The sequence below is a fragment of the Rahnella sp. PCH160 genome (genome assembly GCF_047784855.1).
Classification (GTDB): Bacteria; Pseudomonadota; Gammaproteobacteria; order Enterobacterales; family Enterobacteriaceae; genus Rahnella.
This window is the reverse complement of sequence record NZ_JBLOGT010000001.1, coordinates 2,188,103-2,206,738: the sequence shown is the minus strand read 5'-3', so window position 1 is coordinate 2,206,738 and position 18,636 is coordinate 2,188,103. Positions and strand designations below refer to the sequence as shown.

Sequence of the window (18,636 nt, the reverse complement as noted above, 5' to 3'; positions counted from 1 at the left end):
GTTTCACGAACGCCAGAATCAGGCGGTCGCTTCGAGGACCTCACGGATCCGCGCTTTATACGTTTCCAGCTTCTGCGGCGTAATCATACGACGCTCATCGTCAAGCACCATCGCACCAACATCATCGGCAATACGCTGGGCAGACTGCAGCAGCAATTTGAAGTTCTGATGCGCATCGCCGTAGCAAGGCACCATCATGAACAACGTGACGCCAGGGGTGGAGAAGTCGGACATATTGTCAGGATCAAACGACCCCGGTTTGACCATATTGGCCAGACTGAACAATACCGGACCACTGCCAGCGGGGCTGACGTGACGATGGAAAATATTCATCGCACCAAACTGGAAACCAGCCTGAAGGACGCTGTTAAGCAATACTTCACCGCCAATCACGCCGCCCTGATGCGCTGCAACATGCAAAACCAGAACCGTTTCTTTCAGTTTAGCTTTCTCTGCCGGCGCTTCTTCAGCCGGCGCAAAAGGCGCGGACTGAGGTTCTGCTCTCGCAGCCGGTGCGGCCTCGGCATGAATTTCCTGCGATGGAACCGGCGCGTGTGATCTTACCTCAGGGGTAAAATCAGCGACAGGTTCGCGACGCGGCGCCTCGGGTTCAGCAGCGGAATAACCACTGAGCAACGGGTCGTCGTGCACAGCAGGTTGCTGCGGACGAACCGGTTGTTGAGGGCGGGCAACAGGCGCTGGCTGAGCAGGCGTCCCCTGCGGCTGACGTGGCGGTGCAGTCTGTTCCGGTTCTTCGTCATACTGACCGAAAGTCGGTTCATCCTGAGGATAAGCAGAACGCACGCGCACTTCACCCACTCCATCGACAAAATCGTCAGACGGAGATTGCTCCCGTTCTTTTTTTACACGTTTAGCTGGGCGATCACGAAAAAGCGAAGAGCGTTCTTTACGGCTGGTCCACAAACCGTGCAACAACAACGCTATTATGGCGATCGCGCCAACAACGATTAATATCAGACGCAAATCCTGCATCATTGCTATCTCTGTTGTTCTAATTCATTGCCACCACGGCAAACATTTACAATATTAACTCTATTTGCCCACGTAGATAAGTGCAAGTCTCGACTCTACTTTCTGCTAATAAATAGGGTAGTTGCACCTTTTTTTGCTGTTTTTTCAGCCAATCCACTGCTAGCCAGTGGAAAATCATACCGATATGATAGCCCATGTCATTCAACTCAGAGAGAAAATTTCGTTTATGACTTCATCGCAAAACGCCAGACAAGAAAACGGTGTGCATTATTTCAAACAGGGCTGGACGCTCATTTCCTTAGCCGGGATAAGACGTTTTGTGATTTTACCGCTGGCCGTGAACGTTGTCCTGATGGGCGGCGCGTTCTGGTGGCTGTTTACCAAACTGGGGGCGTGGATCCCAGCGATGATGAGCAAAATCCCAAGCTGGCTGAGCTGGCTGGATTATCTGGTCTGGCCGATTGTGGTGCTTTCCGTTCTGCTGGTGTTCAGCTACTTCTTCAGCACGATTGCCAACTGGATAGCGGCACCGTTCAGCGGATTACTGGCGGAGCAGCTTGAAGCACGCCTGACCGGCAAACCGCTGCCTGACAGTGGCATCTGGGACATCATGAAAGATCTGCCGCGCATCATGAAACGCGAATGGCAAAAGCTGGCGTATTACCTGCCCCGCGCCGTGCTGCTGTTTGCGCTGTATTTCATTCCGGTGATCGGCCAGACCGTTGCGCCGGTGCTGTGGTTCTTTTTCAGCGCGTGGATGGTGGTGATTCAGTATTGCGACTACCCGTTCGATAATCACAAAGTCAGCTTTGCCGATATGCGCCGTTCGCTTGGCAGCAACAAAATCGACAACATGCAGTTTGGCTCGCTGGTCAGCCTGTTCACGATGATCCCGGTACTGAATCTGGTTATCCTGCCTGTCGCCGTCTGCGGTGCCACCGCCATGTGGTGTGACCGTTACCGCGCGGTGTATGTGAAAAATAATATCGACGTGAACACCACGCGGAAATAGCGGCGCAGTCCCCATTTCGACAGCCATTTGGCTTCAACAGCTGCCTACGGGCGGCTGTTGGCTATGCTTGACTTTCTTACCCCAAACTTATTTCTTAATAACGGATCGGTATAGCAAATACCAAAACCTTACTTCACTCGGAAAGCCGTTCGCGTATGCTTTTCTGATTCCCACTAATTTCATAGTGTTGAAAGCTTCACACCGTGAATATTTCATACAGTTAAAGGACGGGTTATGAGCAAGATCTATGAAGACAATTCATTAACAATTGGCCATACGCCACTGGTTCGCCTGAACCGTATCGGTAATGGTCGCATCCTGGCTAAGGTCGAGTCGCGTAACCCGAGTTTTAGCGTCAAGTGCCGTATCGGCGCGAACATGATTTGGGATGCCGAAAAACGCGGCATTCTGACCAAAGATATCGAACTGGTTGAACCCACCAGCGGGAACACCGGGATTGCTCTGGCGTACGTTGCAGCCGCACGCGGTTACAAACTGACGCTGACCATGCCGGAAACCATGAGCGTTGAACGCCGCAAGCTGCTAAAAGCACTGGGCGCAAATCTGATTCTGACTGAAGGCGCGAAAGGCATGAAAGGCGCGATTGCGAAAGCCGAAGAAATTCAGGCCAGCGATCCGGATCGTTATCTCATCCTTCAGCAGTTCAGCAACCCGGCGAACCCGGCCATCCACGAACAAACCACCGGCCCGGAAATCTGGGAAGATACCGATGGCGCAGTTGATGTGCTGATTGCAGGCGTGGGCACCGGCGGGACGATCACCGGGACGGGCCGTTATCTGAAAAGCAAAAAAAGCAGCATCACGCTGGTGGCCGTTGAGCCTACTGATTCTCCGGTTATCACCCAAACATTGAACGGCCAGGAAGTGAAACCTGGCCCGCATAAAATTCAGGGCATCGGCGCGGGCTTTATCCCGGGCAACCTGGATCTGGAACTGCTGGATCGCGTGACGCTTATCACCAATGAAGAATCCATCCAGATGGCACGACGCCTGATGGAAGAAGAAGGCATTCTGGCGGGGATTTCTTCAGGTGCAGCGGTTGAAGCTGCCGTGAAATTGTCAAAAGAGCCAGAATTTGCCGATAAGACTATCGTGGTAATCCTGCCGTCTTCCGGCGAACGCTACCTGAGTACCGCATTGTTTGCAGATTTGTTTACGGAAAAAGAATTGCAACAATAATGCCACATTCCTAAAAGCGATTAAAAAAGCACCTCTCGGGGTGCTTTTTTGTGGGCTGCGTCAAAGTTTATACCACTCCACCATTGATTTTACGCGCCAGGTTTAGTATTTAACCGGTCAATTATTTCGATGCGTGAAATTAATCGCCTCCATGACGCCGCCCGCTGAATCGATTTACCGATTTGTTACATGAGGGGAAAAAACGGCATAATGGTGGAATAACAGGAAAGCTTGGATCTAGGGCAAAGTGTTTTATCGCTGAGTGCGCTATTTTCTCTTTTCTGTTGCATCTGAACCTGCCCCTGAACCATAGTCAGGCGCTAATCTCTACAGGCTAAAGTGAAGCCTATAAGCTAAACTTTAGCCCCACAACATTACTTTAATAAGTTGGGGAAACAACAATGTTCCAGCAAGAAGTTACTATCACCGCTCCTAATGGTCTGCACACTCGCCCTGCTGCACAGTTCGTGAAAGAAGCCAAAGGTTTCGCTTCTGACATCACCGTGACTTCAAACGGTAAAAGCGCCAGTGCTAAAAGCCTGTTCAAACTGCAAACTCTGGGCCTGACCCAAGGTACCGTTGTGACCCTCTCAGCTGAAGGTGAAGACGAGCAAAAAGCCGTTGAACACTTGGTAAAACTGATGGCAGAGCTCGAGTAACAACAGCCGCTCTTATATAGTTTAAACCAGTCAAGAGAAAGGTAGGGTTATGATTTCAGGCATTTTAGTATCTCCCGGTATCGCTTTCGGCAAAGCACTTCTGTTGAAAGAAGATGAAATTGTCATCAACCGGAAAAAAATCTCTCCTGATCAGGTTGATCAGGAAGTTGAACGTTTCCTTAACGGCCGTGCGAAAGCATCAGCCCAGCTGGAAGTGATCAAGAAAAAAGCCGGTGAGACCTTCGGTGAAGAGAAAGAAGCCATCTTCGAAGGCCACATCATGTTGTTGGAAGACGAAGAGCTTGAACAGGAAATCATAGCCCTCATCAAAGACGAGCACGCTTCTGCGGATGCCGCGGCTTACTCTGTGATTGAAGGCCAGGCGAAAGCCCTGGAAGAGCTGGACGACGAATACCTGAAAGAACGTGCGGCTGACGTGCGTGACATCGGTAAACGTCTGCTGCGCAACGTTCTGGACATGGCTATTGTTGATCTGAGCTCCATTCAGGACGAAGTTATCCTGGTGGCAACCGATCTGACGCCATCAGAAACTGCACAGCTGAACCTGAATAAGGTTCTGGGCTTCATTACTGATTTGGGTGGCCGAACTTCTCACACCTCAATCATGGCCCGTTCACTGGAATTGCCTGCCATCGTCGGCACCAGTGATGTGACCAAACAAGTCAAAAATGATGACTATCTGATCCTCGACGCTGTAAACAATAAAATCTACGTCAACCCGACGGCAGACGTTATTGATGAGCTGAAAGCGATTCAGAACCAGTACATCTCTGAAAAAGACGAATTGACCAAACTGAAAGATCTGCCAGCGATTACGCTGGATGGTCATCAGGTTGAAGTTTGTGCCAACATCGGTACCGTGCGCGACGTCGCCGGTGCAGAGCGCAATGGCGCTGAAGGTGTCGGCCTGTATCGTACAGAATTCCTGTTCATGGACCGTGACAGCCTGCCTACCGAAGAAGAGCAATTCCAGGCATATAAAGCCGTTGCTGAAGCGATGGGTTCACAGGCGGTTATCGTTCGTACCATGGACATCGGCGGTGATAAAGACCTGCCGTACATGAACCTGCCAAAAGAAGAAAACCCGTTCCTGGGCTGGCGTGCAATCCGTATCTGTCTGGACCGTAAAGAAATTCTTCACGACCAGCTGAAAGGTATTCTGCGTGCATCTGCGTTCGGCAAACTGCGCATCATGTTCCCGATGATCATTTCTGTTGAAGAAGTGCGTGAACTGAAAGCAGAACTCGAAATGCTGAAAGTTGAGCTGCGTGAAAAAGGCCAGGCATTCGATGAAACCATCGAAGTCGGCGTAATGGTTGAAACGCCAGCGGCTGCTGTGATTGCTCATCATCTGGCGAAAGAAGTCGATTTCTTCAGTATTGGTACAAACGATCTTACCCAGTATACTTTGGCAGTGGATCGCGGTAATGAGCTGATTTCTCATCTTTACAACCCAATGTCTCCGTCTGTACTTGGTTTAATTAAACAAGTTATTGACGCATCTCATGCTGCCGGTAAATGGACAGGGATGTGTGGCGAGCTAGCCGGTGACGAACGTGCTACACTTCTTCTATTGGGCATGGGGTTAGATGAGTTCAGCATGAGTTCTATCTCTATCCCACGCATCAAGAAAATTATTCGCAATACAAACTTCGAAGATGTGAAAGCGCTGGCAGATCAGGCCCTGGCTCAACCTACGGCGCAAGAGTTGATGAACCTGGTTAACAAGTTCATTGAAGAAAAAACACTCTGCTAATTGCGCGATGCTGTAAAGCTGCCCAAATTAATGCTTAGGAGAAGATCATGGGTTTGTTCGATAAACTGAAATCATTGGTTTCGGATGATAAAAAAGACGTTGGCTACATTGAAATCGTTGCGCCGCTGTCTGGTGAAATTGTCAACATTGAAGACGTGCCTGACGTTGTTTTCGCTGAAAAAATCGTAGGCGACGGTATTGCTATCAAACCTGCGGGCAACAAGATGGTTGCTCCGGTTGACGGGACTATCGGCAAAATCTTCGAAACTAATCATGCTTTCTCAATCGAATCCGACAGTGGCATCGAACTGTTTGTTCACTTCGGTATCGACACCGTTGAACTGAAAGGCGAAGGCTTCAAACGCATCGCCGAAGAAGGTCAGCGCGTTAAGAAAGGCGATTTGGTTATCGAGTTTGATCTGGCTCTTCTGGAAGAGAAAGCGAAGTCTACCCTGACTCCGGTTGTTATCTCTAACATGGACGAGATCAAAGAGCTGATTAAACTGACCGGTAGCGTGACAGTGGGCGAAACCCCAATCATCCGCATCAAGAAGTAATTAGCCCGAAGAAATAAGACGTAAAAAAACGGCGCTTAATGCGTAATGCCGATCAGTTAAGGATCAGTTGAACGATCCAGTGGCTGTGTAAAAATCCAGAAACGTTCTTCGTTTCTGGATTTTTTTTATGCGCATTGCTCAGGCTCTTGAGCTCGTTTCCTGCTACGACTCTACCCGTAACCCTCTGACTTCTCTCGGTGATGTTCTGGATCCCGACCTTGTCTCCCGCTGTCTGGCCGAGTCAGGTTCCGTCACGCTGCGTAAACGCCGTCTCCCGTTGGAAATGATGGTCTGGTGCATCATTGGCATGGCGCTCGAACGCGAAGAACCCCTCCACCAAATCGTGAACCGGCTGGATATTATGCTCCCCGGCAACCGGCCCTTCGTTGCCCCAAGCGCCGTTATCCAGGCCCGCCAGCGCCTGGGAAGTGATGCCGTTCGCCGCGTGTTTACCCAAACGGCACAGGTGTGGCACAACTCCGTCACCCATCCACACTGGTGTGGTCTGACATTACTGGCGGTGGACGGTGTCGTCTGGCGAACCCAGGATACACCAGAAAATGATGTGGCTTTCCCGCGACAGACCTATGCCGGGCAACCGGGGCTTTATCCGCAGGTGAAAATGGTCTGCCAGATGGAACTGACCAGCCACCTGCTTACGGCTGCCGCCTTCGGTACGATGAAAGAAAGCGAATATACGCTGGCAGAAAAACTGATAGAACAAACAGGCGATAACACACTGACTTTACTCGATAAAGGTTATTATTCTCTGGGACTGCTGAATGCCTGGCATCAGGCGGGAGAGAGCCGCCACTGGATGATCCCGTTGAAAAAAGGAGCGCAGTACGAAGAGGTGCGAAAACTCGGTAAAGGCGATCATCTGATAAGGATGAAAACCAGTCCTCAGGCCCGGAAAAAGTGGCCTGATCTGGGGGAGGAAATGACGGCTCGCCTTCTGACGTTTACCCGTAAAGGCAAAGTCTGCCATCTGCTGACCTCAATGACAGATGCCATGCGGTACCCGGGTGGGGAAATGGCCGATCTCTACGGCCACCGTTGGGAAATCGAACTGGGTTATCGTGAAATTAAGCAGACGATGTTACTGAGTCGGTTAACGCTGAGAAGTAAAAAACCAGAACTTGTCGAGCAGGAGTTATGGGGGTATTACTAGCCTATAATCTTGTTCGTTATCAGATGATTAAGATGTCTAAAAACCTAAAGGGTTACTGGCCGAATCAGCTAAGCTTCTCAGACTCGTGCAGTCTGGTGATGAGGATGTTAATGACGCTTCAGGGCGCATCTCCGGGCCGGATCCCCGAACTGTTGCGTAATCTGGAGAGTATGGCGCAGATGGTGAAGCTGCCGATAAGAAGAGAAAGGGCCTTTCCTAGAGTGGTGAAGGAAAGACCCCGGAAGTATCCAAAAGCACAGGAAAAAAGCCAGTCAGTTGCTTAACTGACTGGCATTAGCGCTTGATGCGCCGTTTTTTATTGCCTGGATTTCTTATTGCCCGATTTATTTGTAAGACTGAACGTTTAAATCTTCCAGTGCGGCACCATCAGGCTGATGACCAGCCCGTGAGGCTGTGCATTGCGGGCATCCACTTTGCCGTCATGTGCCAGCATCACCTTACGGGTAATCGCCAGCCCGAGGCCGTAACCTTTGCCAGACAGCGGCGATTTCACACGCACGAACGGATCAAAGATACTCGACAACTTATCTTCTTCCACGCCCGGCCCCTGATCGGCCACTTCAATTTGCAGATACTCTTCCACCTGCGCCAGAGAAACGGTGATAGTCTGCCCGCCGGCGGAAAAACGCAGCGCATTACGCACCACATTATCGACCGCGCGCCGCATCAGCTCGGCATTCCCTTTGACGGTGTAATCCATTTCGTCCGGCATTTCAGGATACATTGTGATATTCACACCCGGCAGTTGCGCTTCGTAGCGCGCGTCATTGACGACCGCTTCAACCAGACCGTACATATCAAAATACTCTTCGTCCGGGATCTCGCTGTTTTCCGTTCGCGACAGCGCAAGCAGTTCGCCGATCATCTTATCCAGGCGCCCCGCTTCGTGCTCGATACGGCTCAGGGAAGATTCAACGTTAGACGGATTTTGCCGCGCCAGACCAATCGCCAGTTGCAAACGCGCCAGAGGAGAACGCAGCTCATGCGAAACATCGTGCAACAGTTCTTCACGCGCTTTCACCAGCACCTGCAAGCGTTCCGCCATCGAGTCGAAATCCCGCGCCACCTCGGACAGCTCATCGTGCCGCTTGCCCATACTGGTAAACAGACGCACCGATAAATCGCCCTGCGCAACCCGTCCAAAGGCCTTACGCATTTGCAGCATTGGCCTTGTCAGGTTCCAGGCCAGCATCGCACTGAAAAGCAGCCCGCCCAGACCGCCAAGCCAGAGTAACGGCGGCGGCATGTTTAGCAACTCTTTGTGCCGTCTTGGCCGGTATTCATCCATCAGCCCAGCCACATCGTAACGAAGCCGATAACCCTGACCGTCCGGTCCCTGCACAAACTCCACCACTTCATGCGGGATCATGCCGGGTTCCAGAGCTTTCATCGTGCTGCCCTTAGCAGGGAGCAGTGCAGGCGACACGGCGAAGAACTGTCTGTCATCTTCCGGCCAGTCGGCCATCATCGCGTTCAAGGCGGGCAAACCACCGGAATGGAGTGTGGAAACCGCAGAGGTAATCTGCAGTTTGACAAAGCGCCGGGCAATGCTGCTTTCCGGTGGTTCATGAGGATTATAAAAAGCAAAAACCACCCACAGCCCCTGGGTGATTGCCACGAAGGTAAACCAGAATCCCAGCAGGATTTTCCAGAATAACCTTCCGCGCAGACGTTTAGCGGATTCGATAACCAATGCTGCGCACCGTCTCAATAGTCAGAATATCGCCACCTTCCAGTGACCCCAGTTTCTGACGGATATTACTGATGTGCACATCAATACTGCGGTCATAGGCTTCACGCGGACGCCCCAAACCTTTCTCCGACAGCTCATCTTTCGATACCACGCGTTCAGGCGAACGCAACAGCAGCTCCAGCAGATTGAATTCTGAAGCCGTGAGGTCGAAAGAAACACCGCGCCATTCGCTGCTGCGGGTCGCCGGATTCAGCGTCAGATCGCCGTAGTTAACCGATGAAGAATCAGAATGCGATTCCTGCTGTTCTTCCACACGACGCAGCACCGCACGCAGGCGCGCCACCAGTTCGCGCGGGTAGCACGGTTTTGGCATGTAATCGTCAGCGCCCATTTCCAGGCCAATCACGCGGTCAATATTGTCGCCTTTGGCCGTCAGCATGATGATTGGCAGACGGCTGTTTTTGCGCACCTGACGCAGTACATCAATACCGCTCATATCCGGCAACATAATGTCGAGGATCATCGCAGTGTATTCGCCAGACATCGCGCCTTCCACGCCCGCTTTACCGGTCAGCACCAGAGAGGCGTCAAAACCTTCTGCGATCAGGTACTCGCTGAGCATGGTGCCTAATTCAAGATCGTCATCGACTAACAAGATTTTCATTCTTTATTTCCGCCTGGCTAAAATTTTGGTCATTTTTACCACTAAGCCTGCATTACGCAGCCGCTTTTACTCTTTTTTTACACAGTCTCTGACAGAATTTCATCCCGCAGAAACACGAGTGTAAGGAATAAAGGTAACGTGTTTTACGCTATCACTATTATAGAAGATTAAAATCAATCTGTTAGCGTTTAACAAAAAGCAAAAGGCAGGCGCAAAGGCCTGCCTGTTAAATGTGACCACGCTTTACGTCAGGAGTTCTTAGTCAGAAAAAACGCCCGTCGAGAGATAACGGTCGCCGCGATCGCAGATAATCGCCACCACCACGCTGCCCGGATGGCTTCTGGCAACGCGCAGCGCGCCTGCTACAGCGCCGCCGGAGCTCACGCCGCAAAAGAGCCCTTCCTCACGCGCCAGTGCACGCATGGTGTCTTCTGCTTCGCCCTGCCCCATATCCATCACTTCATCCACCAGTTCAGGATTAAAAATGCCGGGCAAATACGCCTGCGGCCAGCGACGAATGCCGGGAATGCTGCTGCCTTCCGCCGGCTGCAGACCGATGATCTGTACGCCCGCATGCTGGCTGCGCAAAAAGCGGCTGACGCCGGTGATTGTGCCCGTGGTGCCCATACTGGAAACAAAATGCGTGACGCGCCCGTGCGTTTGCTGCCAGATTTCCGGACCGGTGGTGGTGAAATGCGCCAGCGGGTTGTCCGGATTATTAAACTGATCCAGTACTTTGCCCAGCCCCTGCTTTTCCATATCCAGCGCCAGATCCCGCGCGCCTTCCATGCCTTGTGCGCGGCTGACCAGCAGAAGTTCTGCGCCATAAGCCCGCATCGACGCCTGCCGTTCCATACTCATATTTTCCGGCATCAGCAATTTCAGCTTATAGCCTTTGAGCGCGGCAATCATGGCCAGCGCGATCCCGGTATTGCCGCTGGTGGCTTCAATCAGCGTATCGCCCGGACGAATTTCACCCCGCTTTTCTGCCTGTTCAATCATAAACAGCGCAGCGCGATCCTTGACCGAACCGGCAGGATTATTGCCTTCCAGCTTGACCCAAATTTCACTGTCCAGATCTTTGGGTAATCGCTGTAATCTCACCAGCGGTGTATTACCGATGTAATGTTCGAGCGTACTCACGGGCTTGCCTTATATCAAAACGAACTATGGACTGATAAAAATTATATAAAGAGATATCAGACGATAAAAAGGGCGGCTCAAAGACCGCCCGGAGAAACCTGCTGATTAAAAAATATCAGGCGCTCTTCGCTAACGCAACGGGTTGTAGCGGCTGGTCGCCCGCATACAGGCGGCCGTTCAGACCGCCAACATAAAAACGGTCGCCGCGCTGCGGAGCAAGATTTCCGTGGTTTTCAGAAAGCACCACGGAAAGCGGTTCATCGTGCCAGCCTTCAGCCTGAACAATCAGCTGCCAGAAATGGCCGCGCGGGCTGACTTCCAGCACTTTCACCGGCAGCGGACAACGTGCCGAGCTCTGCGCGGTAATTTCCATTTCCCACGGACGCAGGAACAAATCCACCGGCCCCTGATGCAACGGCGGGTTTTCCAGCGGCCAGTGATGCGCGCCCACATACAACTGTGAACCGCGAATGTCGCCGCTGATTTTATTCACTTCGCCCATGAATTCCAGCACGAAACGGGTCGCCGGTTCACGCCAGATTTCCTGCGGTGCGCCCACCTGCTCAATATTCCCCTGACTCATCACCACCACGCGGTCCGCCACTTCCATGGCCTCTTCCTGATCGTGGGTCACGAAGACGCTGGTGAATTTCAGTTCTTCGTGTAACTGACGCAGCCAACGGCGTAACTCTTTACGCACCTGCGCATCCAGCGCGCCAAACGGTTCATCAAGCAGCAAGATTTGCGGTTCCACGGCCAGCGCACGCGCCAGCGCGACACGCTGTTTCTGGCCACCAGAAAGCTGCGCCGGATAGCGGTTTGCCAGATGGCCTAACTGCACCATCTCCAGCAATTTCGTGACTTTTTGTTTGATCGCTTCCGCATTCGGACGCTCGCGGCGCGGCAAAACCGTCAGGCCGAAAGCAATGTTGTCGAACACCGTCATGTGGCGGAACAGCGCATAATGCTGAAATACAAAACCGACCTGACGATCGCGGGCATGCACACGGGTTACGTCTTTATCATGGAAGCTCAGGCGACCGGCGCTCTGGTTTTCCAGCCCGGCGATAATGCGCAGCAGCGTCGTTTTGCCGGAGCCGGATGGCCCGAGCAGCGCAACCATCTCACCGGAAGCAATATCGAGCGAAATATCATTGAGCACCTTCGTGCGGCCAAAGTATTTGTTGATACCGTTAATTTCAATGCTCATGATTTTCCTCCCGCTCAAGACGGTCGTTGTGGCGCTTCAGACGCCATTGCAGGCCGCTTTTCAGAAACAGTGTGACAATCGCCATCAGGGTCAGCAGCGCGGCGGCAGTAAACGCGCCCGCGGTGTTGTAGTCCTGATGCAGTAATTCAACCTGTAAAGGCAGCGTGTAGGTTTCGCCACGGATAGAACCGGACACCACAGACACGGCACCGAACTCGCCAATCGCGCGGGCGTTGGTCAGCACCACGCCGTAGAGCAAAGCCCAGCGGATATTGGGTAACGTCACGCGGCGAAACATCTGCCAGCCGGACGCCCCTAACAGCACCGCTGCCTCATCTTCGTGGCTGCCCTGACTCAGCATCACCGGCACCAGCTCACGGATAACAAACGGACAGGTCACGAAAATCGTCACCATCACCATGCCCGGCCACGCGAACATAAACTGAATATTGTGTGCATCGAGCCAGCCGCCGAGCGGGCCGTTAGTGCCGTAAAACAGCAGATACAGCAAACCGGCCACCACCGGCGAGACGGCAAACGGGATGTCGATCAGCGTCAGAAGCAGCTGACGCCCCGGGAAGTTAAAGCGCGCCACCAGCCAGGCCAGCAACGTGCCGAAAATCAGGTTAACCGGCACGGTGATCAGCGCCATCAGCACGGTCAGCCAGATGGAATGCAACATGTCGGAATCCGACAGATTCTTCCAGACCGCCGCGATGCCGTCCGAAAACGCCAGCACAAAAATGCTGATCATCGGGATTACCAGCAGCAGAATACAAATCAACACACCGGTGCCGATGAGCAGCCATTTCGCCCAGTCGACAGGCTGACGGGTTTCGCGTGCAAAAGCCGGAATATCAGACATTACTGGCCTCCCAGACGACGGCCATAACGGCTCTGTAAAGTATTAATCGCGAACAGCAAAAGCAACGACGCCGCGAGGATCACCGACGCAATCGCGCTGGCCGCCGGATAATCAAATTCCTGCAAGCGGATGAAAATCATCAGCGAGGTCACTTCGGTCTTCCAGGCAATGTTCCCGGCAATGAAAATCACCGCGCCAAATTCACCCAGGCTACGGGTAAATGACAGCGCCGTGCCCGCCAGCAGCGAAGGCATCACTTCCGGCAACACAACGCGGCGAAAACTCTGCCAGCGTGATGCGCCCAATGTCTCGGCGGCTTCTTCGTATTCCGGGCCCAGCTCTTCGAGAACCGGCTGCACGGTGCGCACGACAAACGGAATACTGGTGAATGACATTGCCACGGCGATACCCAGCCAGGTGTAGGCCACTTTGATATCAAAATGCGCCAGCCACTGGCCGTAAAAACCGGTGGTGGAAAACAGTCCGGCCAGCGTCAGACCGGCCACGGCGGTCGGCAACGCAAACGGCAAATCCATCAGGCCATCAATCAGGCTTTTGCCCGGAAATTCATAACGCGTCAGGATCCAGGCCATCAGCATGCCGAATAAGCCGTTGAAAATACTTGCCACGCCCGCCGCCAGCAGCGTGACTTTATACGCCGCTACGACCTGACCGTTGGTGATGACATCCCAGTATTGCGCCAGCGTCATTTGTGAAAGCTGCATCACCAGCGCACTCAGCGGCAGCAATAACACCAGACATACGAACAGCAGGCTGCTGCCGAGGCTCAGGGTAAATCCGGGTAATACGCGTTTGCTCTTCAACAACATTACTGGTGACCCTGTTCTAACAGTTTGTCCAGCTCACCGCCGGTACTGAAATGGGTTTCCATCACTTGTGGCCAGCCGCCGAACTGATCTTCAACCTTGAACAGTTGAGTCTCCGGGAACTGCCCTTTTGCCGCCGCCATCGCCGTTTTGTCATACACGCGGTAATTAAAACTGGTGATGATTTTTTGCGCCTGCGGGCTCCACAAGTAATTCAGATAATCTTTTGCTGCTTTCTCCGTACCGTTTTTCTCGACATTTTTGTCGACCCAGGCCACCGGAAACTCAGCAAGAATGTCGACCTTCGGCACAATGACTTCGTATTTATCATCGCCATACTGCTTGCGGATGTTGTTCACTTCGGATTCGAAGCTGATTAACACATCGCCCAGGCCACGCTCCACAAACGTCGTTGTCGCGCCGCGACCGCCGGTATCAAACACCTGCACGTTTTTGAGGAAACTCGCCATTTTCGCGCGGGTTTGTGCGGTATTTTTGTTGTCTTCAATGTTGTAAGCGCCCCATGCACCGAGATAGGTGTAGCGGCCATTACCGGACGTTTTAGGATTCGGGAAGATCAGCCCCACGCCGGGACGCGCCAAATCATCCCAGTTATGAATGTTTTTGGGATTTCCCTTGCGCACCAGAAACGCCATGGTGGAATAAAACGGGGAACTGTTATTGGGCAGACGGCTTTGCCAGTCGGCGGGGATCAGATTGCCTTTATCATGCAGAATCTGGACGTCAGTCACCTGGTTGTAGGTCACCACGTCAGCCTTCAGACCCTGCAAAATCGCCAGCGCCTGTTTGGAAGACCCGGCGTGCGATTGTTTGATATCGAGTTTATCGCCGTTATTCTGATCCGCCCATTGCTTCTGAAAAGGCGGATTCAGCGCGGCAAAAAGCTCGCGGGATACGTCGTAAGAACTGTTCAGCAATTCGGTGGCAGACGCCGCCCCGCTGGTCAGCAACAGTGCAGCCAGCGAACCTTTCAGCAAATTTCCAGCAAAACCCGTCGTTTTCATGCTCAGCCTCAGGTGAATGAACCGATATGCGGCGTCAGAAAAGCCGCTCAATATCACACAGTGTATTTATAACTGAGGTTCAGGCTGTAACGGTTTTATATACCATTTGGTGATTTTCAAGCATGAAAAGCTATAAGGCATTAACAAACGCAGGGAGAAACACGAAGGGAAGGAACAAAGCGCGCCCGGAAACGGACGCGCTGAACGCATATTTTTTACAGCATAGAGAGCTTACAGCACTGAGAACTTACAGGGCAGCCAGACGGGTCAGGGACGGCGCGAAGAAATAGCTGCCGGTCACCGGACGGGTGAAGCGCAGCATGGCGTCACGCTTGCCATCCAGATCGCCAAACATACTTAACAGCTGTTTCTCAATGTTCCACAAACGCGCGGCATAGCTGATGAAGTACAGGCCGTGCTCGCCACTGGCGGTGCCGTAAGGCAGGCTCTGGCGGAGAATTTTCAGGCCTTTGCCGTCTTCTTTCAAATCCACGCGGCTGACGTGAGAAGTGTCAGGACGCGTTTCAGGATCCAACTCTTCGTCCGTGTCCTTCGTGCGGCCAATCACTTCTTCCTGCTGCTGCACGGAGAAACGCTCCCATTGCACCAGGTTGTGTTTCCAGCGCTGAACCATCACGTAGGTGCCGCCTGCGTCCACAGAACCTTCAGGAATGATGGCAACCTGCGCGCGGGCGTCGGCTTTCGGGTTTTCAGTGCCGTCGACAAAACCGCTGAGATCACGCTCTTCGAGTGCGCGGAAACCGTGAGTTTCGTCTTCCACCACAATCGCGCTGCCAAACGCTTTCAGCGCGGCCTGTGCGAGTGCGAAGTTAACATCATGGCGCAATGACTGAATGTGCAGCAGCATGTCGCGCTGCGTGGCCGGCGCCAGCCCTTTGCCCAGCGGCTCAAAGTTTTTCAGCTCGTCTGCGCCCTGATTGCCGGACAGGTCGCGCCAGACATCGTGACCAAAAGCCACGACCGCGCCCACCTGTTCAGCCGGGAATTTTTGCTGCATAGCGTCTAATGCGGCCACAAATGCACGGCAGCCCTGCCGGAGCGCATCCAGGTCACCCTGAGCTTTCGCTTCAATGTAAATGGCGAAACGGCAATGTTCGGGCAAAATGCCGCTCTGAACCTGAGTCATTTTCTCATCCTCGTTAAATTGACCGGCGACATCATACCGGATGTCAATAAAAATGCCTTGCGCGAAGGCAAGGCATCGGGGACTTCTTTTGCAGACTAAAGCACAGCGAAGCTAAAAAGGAATTACTGCGCCTGACCGGTTTGCAGCGGATTGGCGCGCCATACGATTTTGCTGACTTTCCAGTCTTTCAGGGCATCGTCAGAAGGCATCAGGGATTCCGGACCGTGCCAGATTCCGCTAAACACATAAGTGACGTGCGCGCTTTGTGGCGCTTTACATTCCACGTTCTGCGCATCGTCACCTTCGCCTTTCACGCACGAATCAAACGCTTTGGTATACAGATCGCTGAACGACGTGCCGATTTTCACGCCCCACTCGCTCGCGACGGTAGAGTCCATGACATCCACCCGCTGTACGTTGCCTTTCGGCTCGCCGCTGACGGACAATTTCACATCTTTGCCGTCCATCGCCTGGAAGAAGCTCAGCATTTTGCCGTCGCTCATCGACATGCCGCTGCGCAGGGAATAGTTACCGTTGAGCCCGTCTTTGATGGCGGTTTCCGTCAATGGCGTACTGGCCGTGATACCGCCGACGCCCTGATCGTTGACGGTCAGACTGCTGCCAAACCAGTTAAGCGGGTTCAGACCTGACCACGACATATGCGGCATTGACGGCATTGACGAGCAACCGGCGAGAAAAAGCGGTAACGCCAGCAACATCGGGCGAGCCCGTAAGCGAACAGTCATTCGGTACACTCCTTTCCTGCCGGTTTCGGTTGGCCGGGACGGCCTGACGGATAAACCGGCAGCGAATTTATTATTTGGAAATCGTTGTTAAGCGCCAGTTCGAGTACTTTCTTTCCAAAAAAGTTCAGCGCGGGTCGCGAAATGGCATCAGGCCAGACGGCGCGCGGCATCAAAACAGGCCCGCAAACGGCGGCTGAGCAGCCAGTAAGCCAGTGCAGCGGCGTCGAGCAATGCCAGCATAATATCGACCGCCGACAGCGTATCGTTACTTTGCCACACGCCCAACCCCTGCAAGGCAAAGGTCACAAACATCCCCGCCAGCAGCAGCCAGTAACCCGCCTGCCAGACGCGCGGCCACAGATGGCGGCGTCCGCTTAACAGAAAAATCAGCGCGGGCGGTAACCCCAGCAGCATACCGGACCAGAAACTCTGCGGATCAGGGTAAAACAGCGACAGCATATCGCTGCCCTGCTGGCGTGAAGCGCCCGCCATGACGAACAGCAGCCAGGTGCGGGCCTGCAAAATAAGGATTGTCCAGAACCACAGAGGCAACCGCAACATACCGTGATCGTTATAATCTTCCGGATTCATAAACGTGACACACATTCCTTCGGACAAAGTGAAATTAAACAATAATCAACGCAGCTTAAGAAACTGTTAAGAACAATCTGCTTTACTGTCTCTCAACGCGGCAACAGTCTTGAAAAATGTCATTGTTGCCGGGACATACTCAGGAAACGTTAAATTAAGGACGACCTATTATGATGAAGAAGATCACTCTGGCAACCCTCATTACACTGTGTTCCGCGACGGCGTTCGCACAACAAACAGGCGGGTTCAGCGGCCCATCCGCGCAGGAAACTCAAACGCAACCTGCGGCGCAAGGCGGATTCACCGGCACGACTGCGCTCAGCACCGTGAAAGATGTTCAGACGATGAAAGAGGATCAGTGGGTGATGCTGGAAGGCTTCCTCGATCAGCGTGTCGATCACGACAAATATATTTTCCGCGATAACACCGGCACGCTCAATGTGGAAATCGACGGTAAACGCTGGCAAGGGCAGAACGTCTCGCCAAAAGATAAAATCCGCATTGAAGGTAAAGTCGATAAAGACTGGAACTCTGTGGAAGTGGACGTCAAAAGCGTAAAACTGATCAAGTAATCGTTCGTTAAGCATTTGGCGTAAAAAAGCCCCGGCGGTGAGTCACCTGCCGGGGCTTATTATTGCCTCATATTGCAGGCATTCAACGGGTTTTCAGTATTCCTGATCTTCAATCAGACGCTTGCCGAGCAATAAGGTATCTGAAATCTCGTAACCCAGTTTTTCATACATGCTGACGACCGCATCGTTTTCGGCACGCACCATTAAATTCATTTTCGGGCAGCCGCGCGCAATCAGTTTCTTTTCCAAACGATTCACCAGCGCGTTCGCAATGCCGCGCCCGCGATAATCCGGGTGAACACCCAGATAATTTGCCGAACCGCGATGGCCATCGTAGCCGCCCATCAGCGTGGCCACCACTTCGCCACCGACTTCCGCCACCAGGAAAAATTCCGGGCTGTGGTTAATTTTGCGTTCAATATCCAGTTCAGGATCATTCCACGGACGCAGCAGATCGCAGCGCTCCCAGAGAGTCAGGACTTCTTCGAAATCTTCTTGACGGTATACGCGAATTTCCATCACTGTTCGCCGCTGTTGGTTAATAAAGAAATAGGGTTTATTTGATTATCGCGTGATCTGCTTGATACGCAACATCAAAATCACAAATCGCACAATTAATGACCGTGTTTTACCGATGAATTTCGCCGATAAGACAAGCCTTAAGTCATTCATCAAACAGATATTTATTCGTCGTAATATTCATTCACGACACATTATTCATAAAAAGTAATAGTTCTCAGATCGAAACTATAAAATAGATACT

At 52.6% G+C, this 18,636-nt stretch carries 18 protein-coding genes and 1 pseudogene; 7 read left to right on the top strand and 12 right to left on the bottom strand.

The features are described from left to right. Positions 1-18: 18 nt before the first annotated feature. A complete protein-coding gene (gene zipA, locus ACM5QY_RS10305) occupies positions 19-996 on the bottom strand; it encodes a cell division protein ZipA (RefSeq protein WP_416120541.1) in 978 nt (325 codons plus the stop codon). 223 nt (positions 997-1,219) lie between these two features. Here zipA and cysZ point away from each other — a divergent pair, with 223 nt between their 5' ends. The 6 genes and pseudogenes from cysZ to ACM5QY_RS10275 all read left to right on the top strand — a co-directional run bounded on the left by cysZ (position 1,220) and on the right by ACM5QY_RS10275 (position 7,653). Further along, complete coding sequence (gene cysZ / locus ACM5QY_RS10300; RefSeq protein ID WP_416120540.1) at positions 1,220-2,005, top strand: sulfate transporter CysZ; 786 nt, start codon at positions 1,220-1,222, stop codon at positions 2,003-2,005. 234 nt (positions 2,006-2,239) lie between these two features. Beyond that, complete coding sequence (gene cysK, locus ACM5QY_RS10295; RefSeq protein WP_416120539.1) at positions 2,240-3,205, top strand: cysteine synthase A; 966 nt, start codon at positions 2,240-2,242, stop codon at positions 3,203-3,205. A 401-nt stretch (positions 3,206-3,606) separates the two neighbouring features. Continuing rightward, entirely contained in the window at positions 3,607-3,864 is a 258-nt protein-coding gene (gene ptsH, locus ACM5QY_RS10290; RefSeq protein WP_013574433.1) for a phosphocarrier protein Hpr, read from the top strand. 49 nt (positions 3,865-3,913) lie between these two features. Further along, positions 3,914-5,641, top strand: coding sequence for a phosphoenolpyruvate-protein phosphotransferase PtsI (ptsI, locus tag ACM5QY_RS10285; RefSeq protein ID WP_416120538.1), 1,728 nt, complete (start codon positions 3,914-3,916; stop codon positions 5,639-5,641). A gap of 47 nt (positions 5,642-5,688) precedes the next feature. After that, positions 5,689-6,198: a PTS glucose transporter subunit IIA gene (gene crr, locus ACM5QY_RS10280; RefSeq protein ID WP_104921126.1), complete on the top strand. Its 510-nt coding sequence runs from the start codon at positions 5,689-5,691 to the stop codon at positions 6,196-6,198. A gap of 127 nt (positions 6,199-6,325) precedes the next feature. Beyond that, positions 6,326-7,653 (top strand): annotated as a pseudogene (locus ACM5QY_RS10275) (IS4 family transposase). An 80-nt stretch (positions 7,654-7,733) separates the two neighbouring features. Here the strand turns inward: ACM5QY_RS10275 and ACM5QY_RS10270 are convergent. From ACM5QY_RS10270 to ACM5QY_RS10225, 10 genes are all read right to left on the bottom strand, one after another. Further along, positions 7,734-9,083 (bottom strand): ATP-binding protein, encoded by a 1,350-nt coding sequence (locus ACM5QY_RS10270; RefSeq protein ID WP_416120537.1) that lies wholly within the window; start codon positions 9,081-9,083, stop codon positions 7,734-7,736. After that, positions 9,064-9,747 carry a response regulator transcription factor gene (locus tag ACM5QY_RS10265; RefSeq protein WP_217149719.1) on the bottom strand — a complete coding sequence of 228 codons (684 nt, stop codon included), beginning with the start codon at positions 9,745-9,747 and terminating at the stop codon, positions 9,064-9,066. The genes ACM5QY_RS10270 and ACM5QY_RS10265 overlap by 20 nt, the downstream gene beginning before the upstream one ends. Positions 9,748-10,005: 258 nt before the next feature. Next, a complete protein-coding gene (gene cysM, locus ACM5QY_RS10260) occupies positions 10,006-10,890 on the bottom strand; it encodes a cysteine synthase CysM (RefSeq protein WP_416120536.1) in 885 nt (294 codons plus the stop codon). Positions 10,891-11,005: 115 nt separating this feature from the next. Then, entirely contained in the window at positions 11,006-12,100 is a 1,095-nt protein-coding gene (cysA, locus tag ACM5QY_RS10255) for a sulfate/thiosulfate ABC transporter ATP-binding protein CysA (protein WP_416120535.1), read from the bottom strand. After that, positions 12,090-12,965: a sulfate/thiosulfate ABC transporter permease CysW gene (gene cysW / locus ACM5QY_RS10250; RefSeq protein ID WP_416120534.1), complete on the bottom strand. Its 876-nt coding sequence runs from the start codon at positions 12,963-12,965 to the stop codon at positions 12,090-12,092. Before cysW ends, cysA begins: the two co-directional genes overlap by 11 nt. After that, the gene (gene cysT / locus ACM5QY_RS10245; RefSeq protein ID WP_416120533.1) at positions 12,965-13,795 is read right to left on the bottom strand and encodes a sulfate/thiosulfate ABC transporter permease CysT; all 831 of its coding nucleotides are present in this window, start codon (positions 13,793-13,795) and stop codon (positions 12,965-12,967) included. Before cysT ends, cysW begins: the two co-directional genes overlap by 1 nt. Further along, entirely contained in the window at positions 13,795-14,817 is a 1,023-nt protein-coding gene (locus ACM5QY_RS10240; RefSeq protein ID WP_416120532.1) for a sulfate ABC transporter substrate-binding protein, read from the bottom strand. Before ACM5QY_RS10240 ends, cysT begins: the two co-directional genes overlap by 1 nt. Before the next feature lie 247 nt (positions 14,818-15,064). Further along, on the bottom strand, positions 15,065-15,964 hold the full coding sequence (locus ACM5QY_RS10235) for a Dyp-type peroxidase (RefSeq protein WP_416120531.1): 900 nt from the start codon (positions 15,962-15,964) through the stop codon (positions 15,065-15,067). A 122-nt stretch (positions 15,965-16,086) separates the two neighbouring features. Next, positions 16,087-16,710, bottom strand: coding sequence for an RpoE-regulated lipoprotein (locus ACM5QY_RS10230; RefSeq protein ID WP_416120530.1), 624 nt, complete (start codon positions 16,708-16,710; stop codon positions 16,087-16,089). Positions 16,711-16,857: 147 nt separating this feature from the next. After that, positions 16,858-17,301: a DUF2919 domain-containing protein gene (locus ACM5QY_RS10225; protein ID WP_104921118.1), complete on the bottom strand. Its 444-nt coding sequence runs from the start codon at positions 17,299-17,301 to the stop codon at positions 16,858-16,860. A 173-nt stretch (positions 17,302-17,474) separates the two neighbouring features. On the opposite strand from ACM5QY_RS10225, the gene ACM5QY_RS10220 reads away from it, so the two are divergent. After that, positions 17,475-17,873: a YgiW/YdeI family stress tolerance OB fold protein gene (locus tag ACM5QY_RS10220; protein WP_416122861.1), complete on the top strand. Its 399-nt coding sequence runs from the start codon at positions 17,475-17,477 to the stop codon at positions 17,871-17,873. A 93-nt stretch (positions 17,874-17,966) separates the two neighbouring features. Here ACM5QY_RS10220 and ACM5QY_RS10215 read toward each other — a convergent pair whose 3' ends face one another. Further along, positions 17,967-18,392, bottom strand: coding sequence for a GNAT family acetyltransferase (locus tag ACM5QY_RS10215; protein ID WP_095922987.1), 426 nt, complete (start codon positions 18,390-18,392; stop codon positions 17,967-17,969). Positions 18,393-18,636: the final 244 nt, after the last annotated feature.

Bases quoted from the DNA above. Each gene is read 5' to 3' on its own strand.
- cysW (WP_416120534.1), bottom strand. From the start codon at position 12,965: ATGTCTGATATTCCGGCTTTTGCACGCGAAACCCGTCAGCCTGTCGAC.
- cysA (WP_416120535.1), bottom strand. From the start codon at position 12,100: ATGAGCATTGAAATTAACGGTATCAACAAATACTTTGGCCGCACGAAG.
- ptsI (WP_416120538.1), top strand. From the start codon at position 3,914: ATGATTTCAGGCATTTTAGTATCTCCCGGTATCGCTTTCGGCAAAGCA.
- ACM5QY_RS10225 (WP_104921118.1), bottom strand. From the start codon at position 17,301: ATGAATCCGGAAGATTATAACGATCACGGTATGTTGCGGTTGCCTCTG.
- cysK (WP_416120539.1), top strand. From the start codon at position 2,240: ATGAGCAAGATCTATGAAGACAATTCATTAACAATTGGCCATACGCCA.
- ptsH (WP_013574433.1), top strand. From the start codon at position 3,607: ATGTTCCAGCAAGAAGTTACTATCACCGCTCCTAATGGTCTGCACACT.
- crr (WP_104921126.1), top strand. From the start codon at position 5,689: ATGGGTTTGTTCGATAAACTGAAATCATTGGTTTCGGATGATAAAAAA.
- ACM5QY_RS10235 (WP_416120531.1), bottom strand. From the start codon at position 15,964: ATGACTCAGGTTCAGAGCGGCATTTTGCCCGAACATTGCCGTTTCGCC.
- ACM5QY_RS10215 (WP_095922987.1), bottom strand. From the start codon at position 18,392: ATGGAAATTCGCGTATACCGTCAAGAAGATTTCGAAGAAGTCCTGACT.
- ACM5QY_RS10220 (WP_416122861.1), top strand. From the start codon at position 17,475: ATGAAGAAGATCACTCTGGCAACCCTCATTACACTGTGTTCCGCGACG.
- cysT (WP_416120533.1), bottom strand. From the start codon at position 13,795: ATGTTGTTGAAGAGCAAACGCGTATTACCCGGATTTACCCTGAGCCTC.
- ACM5QY_RS10230 (WP_416120530.1), bottom strand. From the start codon at position 16,710: ATGACTGTTCGCTTACGGGCTCGCCCGATGTTGCTGGCGTTACCGCTT.
- ACM5QY_RS10265 (WP_217149719.1), bottom strand. From the start codon at position 9,747: ATGAAAATCTTGTTAGTCGATGACGATCTTGAATTAGGCACCATGCTC.
- ACM5QY_RS10240 (WP_416120532.1), bottom strand. From the start codon at position 14,817: ATGAAAACGACGGGTTTTGCTGGAAATTTGCTGAAAGGTTCGCTGGCT.
- cysZ (WP_416120540.1), top strand. From the start codon at position 1,220: ATGACTTCATCGCAAAACGCCAGACAAGAAAACGGTGTGCATTATTTC.
- zipA (WP_416120541.1), bottom strand. From the start codon at position 996: ATGATGCAGGATTTGCGTCTGATATTAATCGTTGTTGGCGCGATCGCC.